General features: G+C 69.0%; 18 protein-coding genes. 6 read left to right on the forward strand and 12 right to left on the reverse strand.

What is annotated here, in order from left to right; all coding sequences use genetic code 11:
• Positions 1–63: 63 nt before the first annotated feature.
• The 3 genes from ACZK4S_RS06665 to dprA are packed head-to-tail and all read left to right on the forward strand — an operon-like array spanning position 64 to position 3061.
• Positions 64–432, forward strand: a complete 369-nt coding sequence (locus tag ACZK4S_RS06665) for a YraN family protein (protein ID WP_076062322.1) — start codon at positions 64–66, stop codon at positions 430–432.
• A complete protein-coding gene (locus ACZK4S_RS06670) occupies positions 429–1961 on the forward strand; it encodes a YifB family Mg chelatase-like AAA ATPase (RefSeq protein WP_463643782.1) in 1533 nt (510 codons plus the stop codon). The genes ACZK4S_RS06665 and ACZK4S_RS06670 overlap by 4 nt, the downstream gene beginning before the upstream one ends.
• Positions 1961–3061 carry a DNA-processing protein DprA gene (dprA, locus tag ACZK4S_RS06675; RefSeq protein WP_463643783.1) on the forward strand — a complete coding sequence of 367 codons (1101 nt, stop codon included), beginning with the start codon at positions 1961–1963 and terminating at the stop codon, positions 3059–3061. Before ACZK4S_RS06670 ends, dprA begins: the two co-directional genes overlap by 1 nt.
• Before the next feature lie 62 nt (positions 3062–3123).
• On the opposite strand, the gene ACZK4S_RS06680 is transcribed toward dprA, so the two are convergent.
• From ACZK4S_RS06680 to ACZK4S_RS06705, 6 genes are all read right to left on the reverse strand, one after another.
• Positions 3124–4683: a prenyltransferase/squalene oxidase repeat-containing protein gene (locus tag ACZK4S_RS06680; RefSeq protein ID WP_463643784.1), complete on the reverse strand. Its 1560-nt coding sequence runs from the start codon at positions 4681–4683 to the stop codon at positions 3124–3126.
• A gap of 142 nt (positions 4684–4825) precedes the next feature.
• On the reverse strand, positions 4826–5662 hold the full coding sequence (locus ACZK4S_RS06685; RefSeq protein WP_076062314.1) for an ECF transporter S component: 837 nt from the start codon (positions 5660–5662) through the stop codon (positions 4826–4828).
• Positions 5649–7229 carry an ABC transporter ATP-binding protein gene (locus ACZK4S_RS06690; RefSeq protein WP_076062312.1) on the reverse strand — a complete coding sequence of 527 codons (1581 nt, stop codon included), beginning with the start codon at positions 7227–7229 and terminating at the stop codon, positions 5649–5651. Before ACZK4S_RS06690 ends, ACZK4S_RS06685 begins: the two co-directional genes overlap by 14 nt.
• Positions 7226–8362 (reverse strand): energy-coupling factor transporter transmembrane component T, encoded by a 1137-nt coding sequence (locus ACZK4S_RS06695; protein WP_233120783.1) that lies wholly within the window; start codon positions 8360–8362, stop codon positions 7226–7228. Before ACZK4S_RS06695 ends, ACZK4S_RS06690 begins: the two co-directional genes overlap by 4 nt.
• Positions 8359–9426, reverse strand: coding sequence for a hypothetical protein (locus ACZK4S_RS06700; protein WP_463643785.1), 1068 nt, complete (start codon positions 9424–9426; stop codon positions 8359–8361). The genes ACZK4S_RS06695 and ACZK4S_RS06700 overlap by 4 nt, the downstream gene beginning before the upstream one ends.
• Complete coding sequence (locus tag ACZK4S_RS06705; protein WP_463643786.1) at positions 9426–10091, reverse strand: hypothetical protein; 666 nt, start codon at positions 10089–10091, stop codon at positions 9426–9428. Before ACZK4S_RS06705 ends, ACZK4S_RS06700 begins: the two co-directional genes overlap by 1 nt.
• Before the next feature lie 219 nt (positions 10092–10310).
• Between ACZK4S_RS06705 and ACZK4S_RS06710 the strand changes: the two genes are divergently transcribed.
• On the forward strand, positions 10311–10970 hold the full coding sequence (locus ACZK4S_RS06710; RefSeq protein WP_463643787.1) for an HAD family hydrolase: 660 nt from the start codon (positions 10311–10313) through the stop codon (positions 10968–10970).
• 6 nt (positions 10971–10976) lie between these two features.
• Here the strand turns inward: ACZK4S_RS06710 and ACZK4S_RS06715 are convergent, their stop codons facing one another.
• The 4 genes from ACZK4S_RS06715 to ACZK4S_RS06730 form a co-directional block, all read right to left on the reverse strand.
• Positions 10977–14354, reverse strand: a complete 3378-nt coding sequence (locus ACZK4S_RS06715) for a PPi-type phosphoenolpyruvate carboxykinase family protein (RefSeq protein WP_463643788.1) — start codon at positions 14352–14354, stop codon at positions 10977–10979.
• A 128-nt stretch (positions 14355–14482) separates the two neighbouring features.
• Positions 14483–14869 carry a hypothetical protein gene (locus ACZK4S_RS06720; RefSeq protein WP_463643789.1) on the reverse strand — a complete coding sequence of 129 codons (387 nt, stop codon included), beginning with the start codon at positions 14867–14869 and terminating at the stop codon, positions 14483–14485.
• Positions 14870–14946: 77 nt separating this feature from the next.
• The gene (locus ACZK4S_RS06725) at positions 14947–16416 is read right to left on the reverse strand and encodes an arsenic transporter (RefSeq protein WP_463643790.1); all 1470 of its coding nucleotides are present in this window, start codon (positions 16414–16416) and stop codon (positions 14947–14949) included.
• Positions 16417–16502: 86 nt separating this feature from the next.
• Positions 16503–17552, reverse strand: a complete 1050-nt coding sequence (locus tag ACZK4S_RS06730; protein WP_463643791.1) for an arsenate-mycothiol transferase ArsC — start codon at positions 17550–17552, stop codon at positions 16503–16505.
• 90 nt (positions 17553–17642) lie between these two features.
• On the opposite strand from ACZK4S_RS06730, the gene arsD reads away from it, so the two are divergent.
• Positions 17643–18026, forward strand: a complete 384-nt coding sequence (arsD, locus tag ACZK4S_RS06735; protein WP_238974199.1) for an arsenite efflux transporter metallochaperone ArsD — start codon at positions 17643–17645, stop codon at positions 18024–18026.
• A complete protein-coding gene (gene arsA / locus ACZK4S_RS06740) occupies positions 18023–19762 on the forward strand; it encodes an arsenical pump-driving ATPase (protein ID WP_463643792.1) in 1740 nt (579 codons plus the stop codon). The genes arsD and arsA overlap by 4 nt, the downstream gene beginning before the upstream one ends.
• Before the next feature lie 17 nt (positions 19763–19779).
• Here arsA and ACZK4S_RS06745 read toward each other — a convergent pair whose 3' ends face one another.
• Together ACZK4S_RS06745 and ACZK4S_RS06750 are read right to left on the reverse strand one after the other, a co-directional pair.
• Positions 19780–20127, reverse strand: a complete 348-nt coding sequence (locus tag ACZK4S_RS06745) for an ArsR/SmtB family transcription factor (RefSeq protein WP_463643793.1) — start codon at positions 20125–20127, stop codon at positions 19780–19782.
• 138 nt (positions 20128–20265) lie between these two features.
• On the reverse strand, positions 20266–20556 hold the full coding sequence (locus ACZK4S_RS06750) for a hypothetical protein (protein ID WP_463643794.1): 291 nt from the start codon (positions 20554–20556) through the stop codon (positions 20266–20268).
• Between the last annotated feature and the right edge of the window lie 135 nt (positions 20557–20691).

Here is a 20691-nt window from a genome sequence, read left to right on the forward strand (position 1 = left end):
AATCTGTGGATAACGGTGATCGCCCACCTCCTCTGACCATAAATGGGTCCGAGGTGATGACCCATGAACCACAAACAGACATTCGGGCGTCTGGGAGAACAACGAGCAACGGACTACCTGCTGGAATGCGGCTGGCAGATCCTTGAGCGCAACTGGCGCTGCACGGAGGGCGAGGCCGACATCATTGCGATAGACCCCGACGCGCAGGCCCTGGTGGTCGTCGAAGTGAAGACGCGGGCCGGCCTGGGGTTCGGCTCGCCACTGGAGACGATCACGTACGCGAAGGCACGCCGGCTCCGGCAACTGGCCGGCATCTACGCCCGGCAGTCCAAGCTGGGGCTGCCACGGCTCAGGGTGGACGCCATCGGCATCCTGTGGCCCCGGAACGGCGGCTCCGAACTGGTGCACGCCCGCGGGATCGAGGAGCGGTGAGCCTGTCGTCGTGGTCAGTGGCGCTGCAGGGCATCGACGGGCATCCCGTGGAGGTGGAGGCGGCGGAGGGCGGCGGCCTGCCCCGCACCCAGATCGTAGGGCTGGCGGACAAGGCCCTCAACGAGGCCAAGGAGCGGGTCAAGGCGGCCGTGCGGGCGTGCGAATTCAAGTGGCCGGAGCAACTGGTCACCATCAACCTGTCGCCGGCGGGCCTCCCCAAGGCGGGTACGCACTATGACCTGGCCATCGCCGTGGCGGCGCTCGCCACGCAGAGCTACATCAGCCCCGGCCGGGCCGCGCGTACGGTCCTGATCGGCGAGTTGGCGCTCGACGGGCGGGTGCGGAGGGTGCGGGGCATCCTGCCCGCCATGTTGGCCGCAGTGAAAGCCGGCTTCGAGCGTGCCATCGTCCCTTACGGCCAGCAGGAGGAGGCTGCCCTGGTGCCGGGCATCACGGTGGACGGAGCGGGCCGCCTCGACGAGGTGGTGAGGCTGGTCAACGGGCTCACTGTCGACAACCCTTCTGAGGCCGCCCCTCCGTCAGAGCCCATGGCCGGACCCAGCTCCGTCTTCGTCCCTGATCTCGCGGATGTCGTGGGGCATGAGGACGGCAAGTTCGCCCTCGAGGTGGCGGCTGCGGGCCGGCACCACCTGTTCCTCACGGGGGCGCCAGGCGTCGGCAAGACCATGCTGGCGTCGCGGCTGCCCTCCATCCTGCCGGAACTGGACCCCGACGAATCGGTGGAGGTGTCGGCGCTCCATTCGCTGGCGGGGCACGAACTCTCGGGGCTGATCACCCGCCCGCCCTTCGCGGACCCGCACCACTCCACCACACAGGTGGCGCTCGTGGGCGGCGGCTCGGGGGAGCTGAAGCCGGGCGCCATCTCGCTGGCCCACAGAGGCGTGCTCTTCCTGGACGAGTGCCCGGATTTCGGCGGCAAGTTGGATGCGCTGCGCACCCCGCTGGAGAACGGCTGGATCAACGTCAGCCGTGCCCGCATGTCCACCCGCTTTCCAGCCCGTTTTCAGCTGGTCCTCGCGGCCAACCCGTGCCCCTGCGGACGGTTCGGGGTAGCGGGGATGGACTGCACCTGCGAGTCGGTCAAGGTGCGCAGATATCAGGAGCGGCTCAGCGGGCCCATCCTCGACCGCATCGACATCCGGCACCAGATGGCGGGCATCAACCGCGTGCTGCTCGATTCAGATGTCGCGGCGCCGGAGGCCAGCGCCGTCGTGCTGCAGCGCGTGCTCGAGGCCCGCGAGCGCCAGCGCCACCGGCTGCGCCGTACCCCCTGGACCACCAACGGCGAAGTGGCGGGGCCTTACCTCCGCAAGAAGCTGCCGCTGCCGCTGGATCTGGGGCTGCTGAACAGCGCACTGCAGCGCGGCGCCATCAGCGCACGCGGCGTGGACAAGGTGCTGAAGCTGGCCTGGACCCTGGCGGACCTGGCCGGCGGCAGCGGGATCTCGGACAGGGAGCTGCGCGTCGCGCTGCACCTTCGCCAAGGCGACCAGGAGAGGGCGGCGTGATGGTCACGGAGAGAGAGGCCCGGATGGCGCTGTGCGCCCTCACGCCTCTGGGGCAGCCCAACGTGGTGAAGGCGCTCGCCCGGTTCGGGGCCGAGGAACTCTGGCGCGGGTTTCTCTCCCAGCCGGATACGTCGTGGGGAAGGCGGGCGCAGGCGATCGATCTGCCCGGGCTGCAGCGAAGTACAGAGCGCTGCGGGTCCAGGTTCATCATCCCGGGAGATGACGAATGGCCGTCCGCCCTGGCCGGCCTCGCAACGGCGGAGGTCGCCAAGCAGACCGGGGAGCCCATCGGGCTGTGGATCAGGGGACGGCCGCTGACCGGGCTGGCCGGAGGGGTGGCCATCGTCGGTTCCCGGGCCTGCACCACCTACGGCGAACACGCAGCCGTGACGCTGGCGGCAGACCTGGCGATGCAGGATCGTCCCGTCATCAGCGGGCTCGCCTTCGGGGTGGACGCTGCCGCGCACCGGGGTGCGCTGGGGGTGCGTGGCACCACGGTGGCGGTGCTGGCCAGCGGTGTGGACGAGCCGTACCCGGCGGCCAACAGCCGCCTGGCCGATCGGATCATCGAGTCAGGCGGGCTCGTGTCGGAGCTGCCGCCGGGTTACCGCCCCACCCGCTATGCCTTCCTGGCACGCAACCGGATCATCGCGGCGCTGGCTGACGCGGTGATCGTGGTGGAGGCTGCCGCGCGATCCGGCGCCAAGAACACTGCCTCGTGGGGCAACTCGCTGGGCCGCCCGGTGCTCGCGGTGCCGGGCCCCATCACGTCGTCCCTGTCGTCCACTCCACACAAGCTCATCCGCGACGGCGAGGCCATCCTCGTCACGTGTGCAGAGGACGTCCAAGCGGTGCTGTCCCCGTTGGGCGCCGTGGCCGAGCCCACGGGCCGTGGAGCGAGCCGGCCCATCGACCAGTTGCCGCTCCCGCTCATGGAGATCCGGGAGGCGGTTGGCTCGAAGGAGCACGTGAGCGCCGCCCAACTGTCCGCCCGTACCGGCCAGGCGATGATGGATGCGCTGGCCAACGCAGCCGAACTCGTGGAATCCGGATGGCTCGACGAGCAGGGCGGGCTCTTCTCCCTGCCCGCGAGACGCTGAATGGGCAAGGCCCCGGGGCTGCGGCAGAGCCGCAGGCCCGGGGCCTCGTCCAGTTGATCGCGTCAGCGCTTCTCAGGGCCGCCGAACATCACGATGTTGTTGAACACCCACTGGTTGGACTGGCTGAACGTGTAGCCGCCGCCAGCCTTCGCCGTGGCGCCGTACACCGTCGTCAGGGTGTAGGAGCGGCACGCGCCGGTGCCGGTCTGGGCGGTATGGCACTCAGTGCGCCACTTTCGGCCACCAGAGGTGAAACCGTCCTCATCGTCCGCAGCGAGGGGGTTGCCCTGCCATGCTGCCTCAGTCATGTAGGGGAGGTAGGTGAGGTTGTTGAAGACCCAGCCGTTCTTGCGGACGAACTGGCCGTCCTCGATGGACACCACCGTCGCCCAGATGTCCGTGCGGCAGCGGTCCGTGCGCGAATACGGCTCGCACTGTGTCCTCCACTGCCGGCCATTGACGGTGTGCTCACCGGCCAGCGTGTAGGGGGCGGTGCGCACGAACTTCGCAGCCGGGGCGGGCGAGGGCTTCGGCGTCACCGTCGGCTTGGGGCTGGGCGTGGGAGCGGGTGCCTCGACGGCACCGAGCCGGTAGAAGTCCACGGGCGCCAGCGCGAAGGCGCCTTGGGAGGTGGCGCGGATCCACTGGCCGCGTCCAACGGCCGAGATGTTGCCGTCCACTGCCCGGTCGAAGGCCAGCTTGTCGTAGGCCACCGCTCCGGTGTTGTTCGCGCCGGTCAGCTGCAGGGTCTTCACCCAGTTACCGATCCGGCTCACCACTGTGGGCTCCAGATCTGCGAGGGCAGCGGCCACGAGGCCGGTGGAGTTCGTGTTCGGCGAGGGCGTGAAGGGAAGGGCGCCAGTGTACGAGCCATCCTCCAGTTGCTGGGACTTCAGCCAGGACACGCCCTTGTCGAGCGGAGCCTTGGCCGCCGTGATGCCCTTGGCCTGTGCAGCCCGCAGAGCCATGACGATCATCGCCGTGCCGTCCGGGTCCGCCGACTTCTTCGCGACGTCGCAGTGCTTCGCGGGGTCGGCGTCGAAGTACATGGGCCAGGCGCCGCTGGCGCACTGCTGGCCGGCGAGGAAGGTGACGGTGTTGGCGGGCAGCGTGCCGGTGCGGGCCAGGCCGATCATGATGTAGGCCTGACCGAACGCGTTGGTGCCGGCCGCGTGGCCGGGCATCGTCGTGTCGGTGAACGACTCCGCGGCCAGGTTCTGCGGGTTGATACCGGCGAAGCTGGACGTGGAGTGGCCGGCGGCGGCCGTGGCGACCAGGGCCTTGCCGATCATGCCGTGATCCCGGCTGGTGCCCAACTCGGCGTCGTCGAGGACACGCTCCGCGAAGCTCGGGCCGGAGAGCTGTTCGATGGCGGACAGCCAGGCGCCGATGGTGGCATCAGGGAGCCCGGCCGCCACGCCGCCCAGCACTGCGTCGAGCACGAGGCCCGGGTCCGGATAGTCCTCATAGGACGACAGGGTGCCGTCAGGATTGTTCTGGGCAGACACCCAGGTCATCGCCGCAAGCGCGTCGCTGCTGGTGTCTGCGGAGGCAAGGGAGCCGAGGCCCAACGTGAGGCCGGCAATCAGGGGGAGCGCCATCAGGCGGGTGCGCATACGCACTGAGGATCCTTTCGCGTAAGACCCGCACACGGTGTGCGGGTGATCCATGCACGAGCTTCGGTCCGACTTCTCCACTGGAGTTACGGTTGCGCGTCAGTCCCGGATTCACACCGGCGTTCTCCGCTCGACGGTCCTGACCCTATCAACCGGTGTGGACCCTGGCCATCCCCGAGGCCCGGCGCAACACCGTGAGCACGGGGCGGCCCACGATCAGCAGGGCGATGGTGGTGGTGATGGCCCGGCCCGTGTCCCAGCCCGCCGTCGAGGTGAGGAGGGTGAACCAGCCGAAGCGGGTCAGGTTCTCGAGGATGGGGGCGCCGGGCACGTAGTCGAGGCTCCCACCGGTGCCGTCGAGATTGATACCCGTGATGAACGGCCAGAACCACATGTTCATCAGCGCCCCGTAGAGGTAGGCGGACAGGATGCCCAGAGCGATCAACATCGCGATCTCCCAGCCACCCTTGACGCGCTTGGGTAGCAGGCCGGCCGTCAGACCCACCCAGCCCGCGCACAGCATCTGGAAGGGCAGCCACGGACCCACGCCTGCCGTCAGCAGCGCGGACGCGAAGAGCGACGTGAACCCCAACAGGTAGCCGAAGCCGGGGCCGAAGGCCCTGCCGGCGAGGATCAACAGGAAGAAGACCGATTCGATGCCGGCCGTACCCGCGCCCAGGGCAGGGCGGATGGCCGCGTTGATGGCCGAGAGCACTCCGAGCACCGCCAGGGAGCGGGCGTCGAGCCCGCCTTCGGTGACCTGGGCGATCACGAGCAGCAGGATCACCGGCAGGAGCGCCGCGAAGACGAAGGGCGCGTCGTCGGCATGCTCGGGGGCGACCCCGACGGCCGGGATGAGGAGCGGCCAGCCGATGGCGAACAGGCCCAGCACGGTGGACAGTGCCATGACCAGCCAACTGCGCCAGCCGATGGCGACGCCCACCACAGGCGCCGGGATCTCCAACGTGGGGTCAGCGGGCCGCATCGACGAACTCCTCCACCGTGAGCAGCGGAACGGGGTTGACCACCTTCGCCACCTGGGTGGCCAACAGCGCGGACCCCGCGAGGACATCGCGCGTTGGGCCGTCGGAGACGACCTCGCCCTCGGCCATGACCACCACCCGCTCGCAGGTCTGGGCCACCATCTCCACGTCGTGGGTGGCGATCAGCACCGCGCGGCCGTCGGCGGCCATCCCGGCCACGATCTCCGTGAGCGCCTGCTTGGCTGCGTAGTCCAGCCCGCGCGTGGGTTCATCGAGCAGCACCACCCGGGGGTTGCCTGCCAGTTCCACAGCGAGGACGACGGCGAGCTTCTGGCCCTCGGACAGGTCGCGCGGGTGCGCGTCGGGCTCGATGTCCGGCACCAGCCTGCGCAGCAGCGCCAGGGTGCTGCCCGAGGGCAGGCCGGCGTTGCGGTCGCTCTGCTCACATTCGGCGGCCACCGATGTGAGGTAGAGCAGGTCCGATGGGGTCTGGGGCACCAGCGCTATGCCTGGCACCTCGGAGACCTGGCCAGGGGCGGCCATGGTGACGGAGCCGCCGTCGCGCCTGCCCGCGCCGTGCAGGGCCCACAGGAGGCTGGACTTGCCGCACCCGTTGCGGCCCATCAGCGCGGTGACCTCGCCCGCGTGCAACGTGAGGTCGACGCCGGCCACCGCCACCTTCGAGCCGTAGCGCACGATGATGTCGCGGGCGGTGAGTTCCGCCTCCGTCCGGGGGGCCGGCAGGGGGAGGACGGGCGGTACCTCGGCCCAGACGCGACGATGCTCGCTGGCAAGCCGTCGTCCCTCGCGGATGGTGAGGGGCAGCGGCGACCAGTTCATGCGGGCGCCCAACTCGACGAGCGGCGGCTTGATGCTGGCCTTCGCCAGGATGTCGCGGGTGTCGCCGTGGCGCACCTCATCGCCCACCAGCAGCACTGAATCAGCGAACTCGATGACGCGCTCCATCCGGTGTTCGGCGATGACGACGGTTGTGCCGAGGTCGCGCACCAGCCGGCTGATGATCGCCAGCACCTCCTCAGCCGCGATGGGGTCGAGCGCCGAGGTCGGCTCATCCAGGACGAGCACCTTGGGGGAGCTCGCCAGCACGCTGCCGATGGCCACCCGCTGCTGTTGGCCGCCCGACAACGTGCGTAGGTTCCGGTCGCGGAGTTCCGCGATGCCCAACAGGTCCAGCGTCTCCTCCACCCGCCGTCGCATCTCGGGAGGCGCGAACCCGAGTTGCTCCATCGAATAGGCCAGCTCTTCCTCCACGGTGTCCGTGACGAAGCCCGCCAACGGGTCCTGGCCGACGTAGCCGACGGTGGTGGCGAGCTCGCGGGGCTGCAGGAGCGTGGTGTCCACGCCGTCGATGAAGACGCGGCCGGTGCGGATGCCGCCGGTGAAGCGCGGGACCAGGTTGTTGATGCAGCCCAGCAGCGTGGACTTGCCGCTACCGGTGGGCCCCACCACGAGGCAGAGTTCGCCCTCGTCGATCCGGAAGTCCACCGCGCCGAGGCGCAGCGTCTCACTGCTCGCGTAGTGGAAGGAGATGTTCTCGAAACGGATCATGCCCTGGTCCTCCTCTGGGCCGCGGTGGGCGGCGGGGTGACGAATGCCGGCAGCGCGGCGAGGCCCAGCGCCAACAGCAGCGGGAGGGTCAGTTCCGGCCAGACGAAGGGATAGATGCTGGGGAAGAGCGCCCCCGCGTCGTCGGAGTCGGCGATGAGGTAGACCACGGCTGCGGCGCCCACCCCCGCGGCCACCGCGACGGTCTCCGCCAGCGCCCATCGGATGGGCCGGTACTGGCTTCGCTTCACCGTTCTGCCTGAGACCCGCAAGGCGCCCACCGCGGCGGCGACGCCGGCGAGGAGGAGCAGCGTGGAGATCACCGGCACCCGGAAGACGAACTGGTCCGGGGCGGCGGCGAGGAAGCGGTAGGCCCACACCGCCAACAGCGACATGGCGGCCAGCCCCAGCGCCAAGGAGACGACCCTGTCCCGGGCGGAGGCGCTGCCGGCGCGCCCGTAGCCGCGCACGTCCATGGAAGCGGCCAGCGCCAGGGAGCGCTCAAGGGCGTCCGAGAGGACGGGCACGATGATGGTCTCCACCACCTTCAGCCGCTGCCTGCGACCCCGTGCGGCCGGGGCGCGGCGCAGTTTTCGGGCGCGAGCCACGCGTTGCAGCGAGTCTCCCAGCTGGGGGAGCGCGGACACGGCCACCACCATGACGGTGCCCAGTTCATACAGCGCGCCGGGCAGGCTGGCGAGGAGCTTCTTCGGGTTGGCCAGGGCGTTGGCCGCGCCCACGCACACGATGATCGTGGCCAGGCGCATTCCGTCGTAGAAGCCGGTCACCACCGCCTCCAGGGAGACCGGCCCGAGCAGGCGGATGCCTCGCACCCAGACGGGCAGCGGGACCTCGGGCAGCGTGAAGAGGACGGTGGGGCCGTCACCGCCTCCGAAGACGATCCGGAACGCCACACGGAGCACCACGATGAACAGGCCCAGGTAGAGGTACAGCTTGAAGGCCCTTCCCCAGGGCGAGTCCGCGCGTCGTGCGATGACCACCAGGGAGGCCACTGCCATGAAACCCGCCAGCAACAGCGGGTTGGAGGTCGACGACGCGGCCACGGCGAGCGCGAGCGCCCACCCCCACCAGGCGAACGGGTGCAGTTGTCGGGGAAGGAAGTAGCGTTTGATCACAGGCCGCGGCGTCGCCACCACATGACGCCACCACCCAGCCCGATGGCGGCGACAGCCCCTGCTCCTACGAGGGTGCCCGTCGGCACACCGCCGTCATCGGCGACAGTGGCGGCCACCGGCGGGGCACCTTCCGGTGCTGCCATCTGCTCGTCGGTGGGGCTCGAGCCCGCCGCAGCGGTTTCCGTCATGACGGATTCGACGGTGCGGCTGGCCGACGCGGACGGCGTGGCCTCGGCGCTTTCGGGCTCCGCGGACGACGGCGTGATGGCCGGGGCCTCGGGGCTCGCGCTCCGGCTCGGCTCCGTCGGCGTGCTGACGACGCGGGGTGTGGTGCTCGTTCGGGGCTTTGTGGTCGTCCTGGCCGGGGCCGCAGTGGTGGGTGCCGCCGGCGTCGTCGCGGGAGCCTGCGTGGCCGCGGGGGCCTGCGTGGTGGGAGCGGCCGTCGTCGCGGCAGGGGCCGTCGTGGTGGCCGCCGGTGCCTGGGTGGTGGGTGCCGGCGCCTTCGTGGTGGGGGCGGGCTGCGGCTTCACCACCGGGTGCGACGGCGTGACGCCGGGCGGCGGGTTGCTGTTCTCGGTGTTGTTGAGGGAGAAGGACCAGCCCTCGTAGCCGCCGGGGATCACCTCACGGTTGCCTCCACCCAGCTGCGAGAAGGTCCAGGAGCCGTTGTTGGGGGCGTGCCAGTAGCTCCAGAACGCCGTCTTGGGCGGGGTGTCGACGCAGCGTTCCCGGTAGTCGGGGCTGCCGTCCAGAGGGATGCTCTCGTTGACCGAGGGCCGCCCGCCGATCCGGCACACGAAGCCGGGCCCGTCGTGGATGGTCCCCTCCGAGGCCAGGCCGGCCAGCTTGAGGAGCCGGAGGCCACTGGTGCCGTCGGGCACGTCCTCGACGCATTTGATGATGCGCCCGCCGCCCAGCTCCTGGTGGTCCACCACGAGGGTGACCCCCGTATCCGTCGTGCAGTGACCGTCTGTGACGGCCGCAGAGGCGGACGGTGATGCCACCCAGCCACCGGCGACGGCCAGGAACAGGGAGGCGAGCAGGGCGGCAGGACGCACGTTCATCAGTTACCGGTCTTGGGCAGACCCGGGCGGCTCGGAACGGCGGTGGCGGTGACCTCCACCGAGGCGGAGGGCGAAGCAACCGGCGATGCGGACACCGTCGGTGATGCGGAAACCGCCGGCGAGGCGGACGGGGCGGGGGTCTGGCTCACCGAGGGGCTGGGCGACGCGCTGGGGGCGGGCTCCTCATCGGTCAGCACCACGCCGTCGACCGGGTTCACGGCCGGTGCGAGCGTCTGGTCCATGAAGTTGTAGTCGTCCTGGAGCTTCAGTGCCAGCACCTCCGAGGGATACATCTCCAGTTCGGCGACGCCGACCTCCGCGAATTCCCACTCGCCGGGGTACGTGCCGTCGTCGTTGGGCGACATGAAGTAGACGGACCACCACTCGGTGCCCTCGGAGAGGCGGCCGTCCACGGTCTGGATCCAGCTGTCATCCTCGGTCACGCCGGTGGTCAGGAGCGCCTCCTGCGCGCTGGCGAACTCGGTGGCGCAGGCGCCGGTCACGGTCTCGTCGTATTCGATGTGGACCCAGACGTTGCCCGCCTGGACGCATTCCTCGGCCTCGCTGGGGGCGGCCGCGGCGTGCAGTGCGGGGATGGCGAGAGCGATGGTCAGGACGGCGGCGGTGGGAACGGCAAGGCGGGTGAGGGCGGTGCGTCGGAGCATCTGCTGGACCTCTTCTGTGTAGGTCCGTCGCCCGAGAGGCGGTTCCGCTGGTCGCGACGGAGGTAACCGTGATGCCGGGCGGAGGTCCGACTCCCCGCAGCAGCGGGATCACGGTTGCGCGACAGTTCCGGGATCTCACCGAATTCAGCCGTCCGACAAGAGCCCATGCTAGCGAAAGAACTAGGCTGGCGCGGAACCGCATCGAGTTAGGAGACACCCATGGGCCCTCAGGCCATCGTGTTCGACATGGACGGCACGCTCACGGACACCGAGGAGATCTGGGACCAGGTGCGTCGCGGGCTCGCCGCCGACGCCGGGCTGACCTGGCCGGACGGCTCGACCCAGGCGATGATGGGCATGTCGACGCAGGAGTGGGCCAGGCACCTGGTCGATGTCGTGGGGCTTCCGTACGCACCGGAGGAGGCGGCCCAGCGCACCATCGAGGGCATGGCGGCGGCTTATCGCAGGGGCATCACGGTGCTCACCGGAGCAGTTGAAGCGGTCCGACGGATGGCTGAGTGTTACCCGGTCGCCATCGCCAGCTCGTCGCCCCGGCTGCTGATCGACACCGGGGTCGAAGTGATGGGTCTGGCCGATGTCGTCCGGGTGAGTGTCTCCACGGAGGAGGTCGAGCGCGGCAAGCCGGCCCCCGACGGCTACCTCAGGGCCTGTGAACTGCTCGGCGTTGACCCCACGCGGTCCGTGGCAGTCGAGGATGCGACCAACGGCATCAAGTCGGCACTGGCGGCCGGGATGGCCGTGGTCGCCGTGCCGCCCCACTTCCACCCGCCGGCCGCCGAACTCCTGGCGAGGACCACAACGCTCGAGACCCTCGACGAGCTCACGCATGAACTCGTCGAGGGCCTCGTCGCGGATTGAGCCGCGCTAGAACCGCCAGTTGACCTGGCGGCCCAGTGTGCCGCGGAGGGCCTCGGCGGCCTCCTGGCCCGACGCCTTCTTCAGCTTGGACTGCATCGCCGAGATCTTCTCGCTGATGCAGAGCCGCTGGGCGGCGTCGGCGTTGACCTCTTCGCTGATGAACCGCTGCATCGCGCCGGTGGCCATCTCGGCCAACTTGGCGTCAGCAGCGGTCTTCGAGCGGAGCCGCTCGAAGTACCAGTCGGAGGCCAGCACGTTGTCGCGGTCGAACATGGCGCGGAACGCCTCGTCGTGCAGCGTCAGGCCCTCGGCGGAGCTTCCGGTGGCCATGATCTCCAACAGCGCCCGGATCGGCGGCACCGCCAGGGCGATGGTCCCGTCGTCGATGTACGACTGGGCCACCCGCTGGTGCGTCTTCACGATGGTGCGCACTGATTCTGCGTAGGCGTCGATGTCCTGCAGTTCAGGCTTCAGCATGGGCTCTGAGAACACGACGTGCGGGTGCATGAAGATGCGGCCGAAGTACTTCGACTGGAACTTCGCGGTCATGCGGTAGCCGAGGCGGGAGGCCTCCAGCGTCTCGCCGTTGTGCTCGAAGTCCTCGACCCGCTCCAGGGCACCTTCGCCGATGAGGTGCTTCGCGTCACGTTCCTCGGGCGTCATCCGGCAGAACACCTCCGGCACGAGCAACGAGATGTCATGGTCGACGCGCACGTTGGGGCCGATGACCCCGGCGCTGGAGAGCCAGCCGTCGTACCCGGTGAGCGCGAAAGACAGGAAGGCGGCGTTGAGGTCCACGGCGGAGGGCAGCGCGTTGAACGGGCCCTTCGTCATCGCACCCTCGGAGCCCGCGCCCGTCGTGGACGGCGACTTGCCGGTCATCGACGCGATGAACTCCATGAACAGCTCAGGCAGTTCCATGTAGTGCAGCGGGGCGTAGGAACACAGCGGCGGCACGCCCTCTTCGGCCGCGTTGTTGCGGCGGCCGGCTGCCACGATGTCGACGGGGAGGCGCAGCGGCGCGTCCATTGGGAGCGACCGGTGGAGGCGGGTGACCATTTCGGCGGTTGCGGTGGCCCTCGGGCGGGAGACGTCGGAGCGGATCTGCAGGTAGCGCGGGTTCTTGGAGCGGGCCCCGTTGATGATCCTGGGATGGGCGGAGGAGACGAAGAAGCCGGCCTTCTGGTTGCCCTTCGCCATGCGGCGGATGAGCTTCTGCATCGGCTTGGTGAACTTCGAGAACTCGATCGCGTTGTCCACCAGGGCGCTGGCGTCGTCGGGGGTCAGGGGCTCGAAGTTGCTGATGAACGCGCCGCCGGCGATGTCGGCCTCCGCCTGCTTGTCGTAGCCGCGGTGGATGGCGTCGTCGGGCCGTTGGAAGAGCAGCGACTCGCAGTTGGTGGTGTACTTGCGCGACAACCCGTCCTCGCGCCCGGCCGCTTCACCCGGCACGACGATGGAGGCGCTGATGTCGTCCTCCGTCTGCACCTTGGCCGAGGGGTGGAAGTCGTGGCGCAGCCCGAAGAGCCGCCACGAGCCGTCCGGTGCGAACCCCACCCGCAGCATGTTGACGGTGATCTTGTCGCCGTCGAGACGCATGGCGTGACCGGCGCGACCGTTGATGCGGCCCACCGAGAAGTGGGAGGCCCAGTCGCCACCCCACTCGGGGCGGTAGAAGCGCTTGACCACGAACACCAGTTCCTTGATGTGGTGGGGGATGGTGGCCAGCCACTCGTTGTACTCGTCGGTGAACTCGCGGCTGGGGGTCAGGAGTTTGATCACGGAGCCCACGCTGCGCGCGTCGGACAGCAGTGGGCGGTGGTCGTCGGCGGCGGGGTCGATGAACCGCGTCGAGAAGTCGCGGTGCACGATCGCAGCGACGGCGGCCATGTCCTCGACGAAGTCGTTGACGTAGGCGTTGCCGAAGACGAAGGCGTCGGTGATGGACTTGGAGATCTCGGACTTGCCGCCGCCGGACACCGTGGCCGGCTTGTGGCAGTTCGTGGCGACGGGCGAGGTGCCCAGCAGCGTCCACTGGTCGCCGTCGGCCGCGATGTGACCGAGTTCGACGAGGTAGCCGTCCGGGCCGACGTACTGCACGTCGGCGCGCAGCGGGATCGTGCGGGTCTCACCGTCGATGTGCCAGCTCACCGTCGAATCGCGCAGCGAGTAGCTCGCCTGTTCCGGCACGAGGATGACGTGCGGCTGCTCGGCATCGAGGGCGTGGCCCTCGGGCTGGACGGTGAAGCGCTCGGGGTCGCGGGCCACCACGTCGGCGATCCTGAAGGACTCGTCCGTGTAGGTGGCGGTGAAGGTCTGGCCCAGGTTGTAGCGGGGGAAGGCGATGGCGCCGCCCGAGTGCTCCTCCTCGACGAGGCCCAGGAGGTTCGCGGCGTAGCTGATCTGTGCCTTGACCTCCTTCTTGCAGTAGCCGAAGTAGTTGTCGGCGATGACCGTGACGATGACGCCACGCTCATCGCGGGCGCAGGCCTTGAAGGCGGAGCCGCCGTTGTAGAGCTCGTCCTCGTCCTTCCAACACATGCCGTCACGGCGCTGGCGCTCGGTGGCGTCGTCCCAGTGGGGTAGCCCGAGGTCCTTCTTCTTCAGCCTGGTCAGGTGCGGTGCCAGGATGACGGCGCCGGTGTGGCCCGTCCAGGTCTCGGGGTTGAGGCTCGCGTCGTTCTCCGGGATGTACGGGTCGCCGCCGTTGCCGAAGATGCCCTCGACGAAATCGAGGTTGGCCATGAGGGTGGCCGGGGCGAAGAACCGGGTCTCCATGGACTTCTGCTGGATGTAGCCCGGCACCTCCGGCACGACGATGGGGCGCATGAGCAGCGAAACCCAGCATTTCGGCTGCTCCGGCTGTTCAGAGGTGTAGGGCAGGATCATTGCGTCGGCCGGCGGGTTGAACGCCTGCTCCAACAGCTTGCCGAACGTGCCGCGGGGTACGGCGATCTTGTCGTCCTGGATGGGCAGGCCGCCCTCGGCGATGTGGAACACGCCCTTGGTGGTGCGGCGGTCGTTGGCCGGGTTGTGGAGGATGCCGTTGACGAGGCGGTAGCTCGTGAGTTGCGCGGAGGCGAAGGTGTCGCCGTCGACGGGGAGGCTCATCTCGCGCGCGAGGCCCGCCTGGTCGAGAACCAGGGTCTGGCGGGGGAGCCGGGGTTTGGCGTCGACGCCTTCGAGATAGGCATCGAGGAAGTTCTGGATCCGGGTGTCGACCGCGGGGAGGCGGTGCCCGAGGCGCCGGTTGGCTTCCCTCTGACGCGCCAGCACGGGCCGGACCAGGTTAAGGGCCTCCTGGGAGTCCTTGCCCTCGACGAGGGGAAGTCCCAGAAGGCCGAGGCGGAGATTGATTGCAGCGGTGTCCGCGAAAGTCGCCATGGTCCCACTCTATGGAGGGGGCGGTGGCGACAGTCAGGCCGGGGTGGCTCATAGCTCAATCCCGGTGCCGCTACGATGCGTCGGCTGCTCGATCGCTCAGTGCCCTGAGCGCCTATGTGCCTGCCGGCTCAGTTGGCGGCCTGGTGGACCGCTTCGATTCCATTGACCACTCGCTCATTGAGGCCCGCGAGGTGAGCGAAATCCTTCGGCGGTTCACCGCGGTACAGGGGCCGGACGGTGGTCAGCACCTCGTAAAGATCGTCCTTGGTGAACTGGGACCTGCGGGACAGCAGACGCAGTTCGCCACGCGCGTTGCGCACGTCGCGGAGCCGCCCGCGCCAACCGGGGTTGGACAGGGGCGCGTCCTCGGTGTCCATCGCGTCCGCGAGCTCGCCCAGGGAGCCGATCAGTTCGTCGATCTTCACGCGGACCGCATCGGTGTCGAAGGTGGACAGCGTCACCGGGGCGTCGTCGTTGGCCGAAGATCGGCCGAACAGCTTGTTGAGAATGCCCATGGGTGACTCCTGTGTCCGGGGGAGGGTATTGGGCAAGCGTACCGAAGCCTGACGCAACCTGGTGGCGCGGCCTTCCGTCACAGGCTGAGCACGGTGAGCCACCCCGCCAGCGCCAGCAGCGTGACGGCGAGCACCGGCACGGTCAGCACGACGCCCACCTTGAAGTACGTGCCCCACCCGATGTGCATGCCCTTCTTGTCCAGGACCGACAACCACAGCAGGGTCGCCAGGCTGCCGATGGGGGTGATCTTGGGTCCGAGGTCGGCGCCGATGACGGCTGCGTAGGCCATCAGTTCCCTGGTCAGGCCGGTGACCCCTGCCGCGTCGATCCCGAGGGCGGCGATCAGGGTGGTGGGCATGTTGTTCATGACGGAGGACATGACCGCCACGAGGAAGCCCGTGCCGACGGCGGCGGCGGTGTGCCCATGGCCCGCCACCCATGCCAGCAGCTGGCCGAGGTGATCGGTCAGGCCGGCGTTGCGCAAGCCGTAGACGACGAGATACATGCCCAGGCTGAACAGGACGATCTGCCACGGCGCGGACCGCACCACGGTCCAGACGTCGATGATGGGACGCAGCGCGCCGGAAGTGGCCGCAGTTGGCGGGGTGGGCGAGGCGTGGCCGGCCGGCGCGGCGGGGAGGTCCGTGGCGACATGTCCCGCACCGACGCTGAGCAGCTCGTCGGCATCCTCCGCGTGGGTGTCGGCCGACGGGGCAGCCGGCAGGAGCACGCTGAACAGCGCGCGGGGCTGCCGGGCCGCGACCAACGAGATGACGACGGCGCAGGTGCTGGCCACTGCAGCCACGGGCACCCCGAGGGGATCGGCGGCGAAGTAGCCGAGCAGGAGGACGGCGAGCACCACGACTCCCGCGAGGAAGGTGGGGCGGTCCCGGATGGCCTCCTCGGGGCGGCGCAGCGCCGACACGTCGTAGGCGCCCGGGATGGACCTGCGGAAGAAGAGGCGCAGGACAACGAGGCTGGCGCCCAGCGAGACGAGCGCGACGGGCACCATGACCAGGGCGTAGCGCGCGAAGCCGATGCGGAAGTAGTCGGCGATCACGATGTTGACCAGGTTGGAGACCACCAGCGGCAGGCTGGTGGTGTCAGCGATGAACCCGGTGGCGATGACCAGCCCGAAGGCGACGCGCGGGCTGAATTTCAGCGCGATGATCAGTTGGAACACGATGGGCGTGAGCGTCAGGGCCGCACCGTCGTTGGCGAACAGCGCAGCGATGCCCGCGCCCAGCACCACGATGAGGTTGAACAGGACGTCGCCGCGGCCGCGGGCCCACCGTGACAGGTGGAGCGCCGACCATTCGAAGAAGCCTGCTTCGTCGAGGATCGAACAGATGACGATGACCGCCACGAAGGTCAGCGTGGCGTTCCACACGATGCCCCAGACCGTCGGAACGTCTGACAGGTGGACCACGCCGGTGGCCAGCGCGACGGCGGCTCCTCCCAACGCTGTCCACCCGATGCCCAGTCCGCGGGGTCGCCAGATGACCAGCACGAGAGTCGCCACGAAGATTGCTGCCGCCAGGACCATGGTCCACCTCTATGTATCGATGAAAATCGATATGAACTTAGGGGTCATCCTCCCTGCGGGTCAAACCCGGTTGCGGGTGGTGCGGGTCACTGACGCTCGAGCACGCCGAGGTCGCTCAGCAGCGCCTTCACCCTGGTCTCGAGGTCGTCCGCGATCCGCCGGACGTCCTCGATGGGGCGGCCGTTGGGATCCTCGACCGCCCAGTCCTCGTAGCGCTTCCCGGGGTAGAACGGGCACTCGTCGCCGCAGCCCATGGTGATCACGACGTCCGAGGCCTCCACGGCGTCGTTGGTGAGCGGCTTGGAGAACAGGTAGGTGGCATCCATGCCACGCTCGGCCAGGACTGCCTCGGCGTCCGGGTTGAGCTTGCCCGCAGGCCTGGATCCTCCCGAGCGCACGTTGACCCGGCCATCGGAGAAGTGCTTTGCCATGGCAGCGGCCATCTGCGAGCGTCCCGCGTTCTGGACGCAGACGAACAGCAATTCCGGCTTGCCGTCGGTGGGCTGTCCCTTGGCCTTCGCTGCAGCGCGGAGCTTGTCGTGCGCGAACCGCTCCACGAAGAGCGGCAGGAACTGGGGTGCCTTGGTGGTGGCTGCCAGTTCGGCGTGGGCCGTGCGAACGGCGGCGCGCACCTCGTCGTAGCTGAAGATGCCGTCATAGTGCCGTGCCAGGTCGCCGACGATGCCGCGGTACCGCTCGAGGTCTGCACGGTTCTGCCCGGTCGCCTCGAGGACCAGTTCGGCCACCCTGGTGAAGATGTCCTCGCGGACCAGCCGCATCCGCTCCTCGCCCTCGATGCCGCGGAGGCTCGGCTCGTCTGTGTCCCAGACCTCGACGGGGGCGGTCATGCCGGGGACCGGCTCAACCTGCGCCTCGGTTCCGACGAGGATGACGTGGGTGGCGGCCCTCAGCATGTCGTCGGTGAGTTGCTTCGGCGACTCGCCCTCCATGGAGGCCCCCACCTCCGCGAGTGCTTCGACGGACGCCTCGTTGAGGGATGATCCGGGCTTCGTGCCCGCTGACGTGACCTCCACGGCGTCACCGCCGAACTGGCGGGCGAGGGCGGCTGCCATCTGCGATTTGCCGCCGTTCTTGACGCACACGAACAGGAGGTGGGGCTTGGTCTCGGGCATCATTTCCACTTTCTCAGGGGCGGGGCGAGTCTCTGCTCGACGAGTTGTATGCTCAGAGAATCATATCGATGTGCATCAATACAAGGGAGTCTCATGATGAACGCGATCAAGGTCTTTGAACCGCCGCTGTGCTGCAACACCGGTGTCTGTGGCACCGACGTGGACCAGACACTGGTGGACTTCGCTGCGGACGTCGCCTGGCTGAAGGAGCGTGGGGGTGCGGTGACAAGGGCGAACCTGGCGTCGGACCCGGCAGCCTTCGCAGAGGAAGAGGCGGCCAAGGAATTCATGCGGGTGGCCGGCATTGACGGCCTACCGCTGGTCGTCGTGGGCGGCACCACCGTCCTCACCGGCCGTTACCCGGACCGCTCGGAGCTGGCGCGATTCGCCGGCGTCGACGAACACCCGGATCTGGGCCTCACGGCTGCCACCGCTGGTGAGGGCGGCTGCTGTGGCGGAGGCGGATGCTGCTCATGAGGTTCCTCACGGACCTGCCCCGCAACGTGTTCCTCACCGGTAAGGGCGGGGTGGGGAAGACCAGTGTGGCGTGCGCCCTGGCCACGCGGCTGGCGGATGAGGGCAGGCGTGTCCTGCTGATTTCCACCGACCCTGCGTCCAACGTCGGACAGGTGTTCGGCGTCGAGGTGGGGCACCGCGTCGTGTCTGTGCCGGCCGTCCCCGGGCTCGATGCCATTGAGATCGATCCTGAGGAGGCTGCCCACCGCTACCGGGAGCGGACCCTCGCCCCGGTGCGCGACTTCCTGAAGCCCGAGGATCTTGCGGCGGCCACCGAGCAGCTGTCGGGGTCGTGCACGACGGAAGTGGCCTCGTTCAACGAGTTCACCGAACTGCTGGCAGAACCCGCCCGGACGGCGGCCTACGACCACGTGATCTTCGACACCGCCCCCACGGGACACACCATCCGGCTGCTGGAACTGCCCGGCGAATGGACGGGGTTCCTCGACGAGGGGCTGGGCGACGCTTCGTGCCTCGGGCCGATGTCCGGGTTGGACAAGGCCCGCGGCACCTACGCTGCGGCCGTCGAGGCCCTGGCGAGCCCGGAGCGCACCCGGATCATCCTGGTCGCCCGGGCCGATCAGTCCAGCCTCGACGAGGCTGAGCGGGCACTGCTCGAACTGGCCACCGTCGGCATTCATGCCAGCCACCTCGTCGTCAACGGAGTCCTGCCCCCGGAGGAGATCCACGATGCGCTCGCCGACGCCATCCGTGCCCGCGAGGCGCAGGCGCTGGAGCAGTTGCCCCTCGGGCTGCAGCGGCTCGAGCTCGACACCTTGCCCCTCAGGGCCACCAACATGGTGGGCGTCGACGCGCTGCGCCGCATGTTCGGCCCGGCGGATCCGCCCGCGGCCGTGGCGGCCGGCCAGCCAGCGGCCGGCGCCCCGGGGCTCGGCGCCCTGGTCGACGAGCTGGTCAGCGCGGACAAGGGCCTCGTGATGTGTATGGGCAAGGGCGGCGTCGGCAAGACGACCGTTGCCGCTGCACTCGCCGTCGCGCTCGCCGATCGGGGTAAGGACGTACTGCTGACGACGACGGACCCGGCCGCGCATCTGGACCGGACCGTCGGCATGGACGCGGCGGGGATCGAGGTCACCAGCATCGACCCGGACCGGGCCACCCAGGACTACCGGGACCGGGTGATGGCCACGAAGGGTAAGAACCTCGACGCGGCCGGTCGCGCTGCGCTGGAGGAGGACCTCAAATCGCCGTGCACGGAGGAGATCGCGGTCTTCCAGGCCTTCTCGAAGGCGATCGGGCAGGCGGACAAGCGGTTCGTGGTGATGGACACCGCGCCCACCGGGCACACCCTGTTGCTGATGGATGCCACCGGTTCGTACCACCGGGAGGTGGCCCGCGGGTTGGGCAGTGCCAGGTTCACCACACCGCTCATGCGGCTCCAGGACCCTGACTACACGAAGCTGGTCATCGTCACCACCGCGGAGACGACCCCGGTGCTGGAGGCGCAGGGCCTCGTCGAAGACCTGTCTCGAGCGGGGATCGCGCCCTGGGCCTGGGTGGTCAACCAGACCCTGTCCCAGACCGGCACCTCGTCACCGCTGCTCATGCAGCGGGCGGCGAACGAGGCCGGTCCGCTGGCCCAGGTGAGTGCCGACGCGCCCAGACTGGCGCAACTCGTCATGCAGGAGGTCCCGCCGATCGGTGCCGAGCTGGCCGGCTTGAGCGCCGCACGCTGAACTGGGGGAGCGGCCCGTCAGCAGCACCGGGCCGCGTCCTCAGTGGTGGTGCCCAGGAACTCGCGGGCCACTTCCAGCACGTCGCTGGCCGCCGTGTAGTGCGCCCAACGCCCCCGCTGCTCGCGCGTCACCAGGCCGGCGGCCGTCAACTTCTTCAGGTGGTGTGACAACGTCGGCTGGCTGATGCCGAGCGTGTCCGGGATGTGGCAGGCGCAGGCGGTGCCGTCGGGGGAGTCCGCGATGTGGGCCAGGAGTCGTACCCGCGTGGGGTCTGAGAGCGCCTTGAACAGTTCGGCCAGACACGCTGCTCGTTCTGGCGACATCATCGAGGTGGGGGCTGTTGCGCACTCGGGGACGGTGGACATCCATCCAGTTTAGGCGCATTGACGAACGTCGATGCGCGACCCGGGAAGTGTGACAAAGGGAGCACTGGAGCACTTTCCGCACGTGTCTCACCTCCCACGGGCATTCCCGAACTGCCGACTCGTCGTGGCACTGCCCGGTCAGGCACTCCATCCCAGCAGAGCCTCACCAAGCGACAGCCCGCCGATGAGGATGCCGAGCGCCAGAACTGGGACCAGGAGGACAAGCAGCGGACGGTCCCGCAACAGCCGCAGGCAGACCAGCAGGAGCACCGCCCAGATCACCCAGAAGCCCAGGAGCCACGGCATAGGGGTGACAAGCCCCACTGTCAGGTAGATGTAGCCCACCACGAGGTGAGCGACGATCCCCAGGATGCCGAGGGCCCGCTTCCAGCCCGGCGGGGTCGGGGAAACATCGGAAGGTTGCGTCATTGAGCCAAACTACGCCCCTACCCTTCGTGCTGTGTCCGCCAGGCGTCCCGAACTGTTTCCGTCACTTGTGGACTTGTTGGAAGGTGCCGCCGATGCGCTGCTGGACTTCCCGTCGAAGAGTGTGGAAGCGGTGAA

Source organism: Tessaracoccus zhenghani, assembly GCF_055326325.1.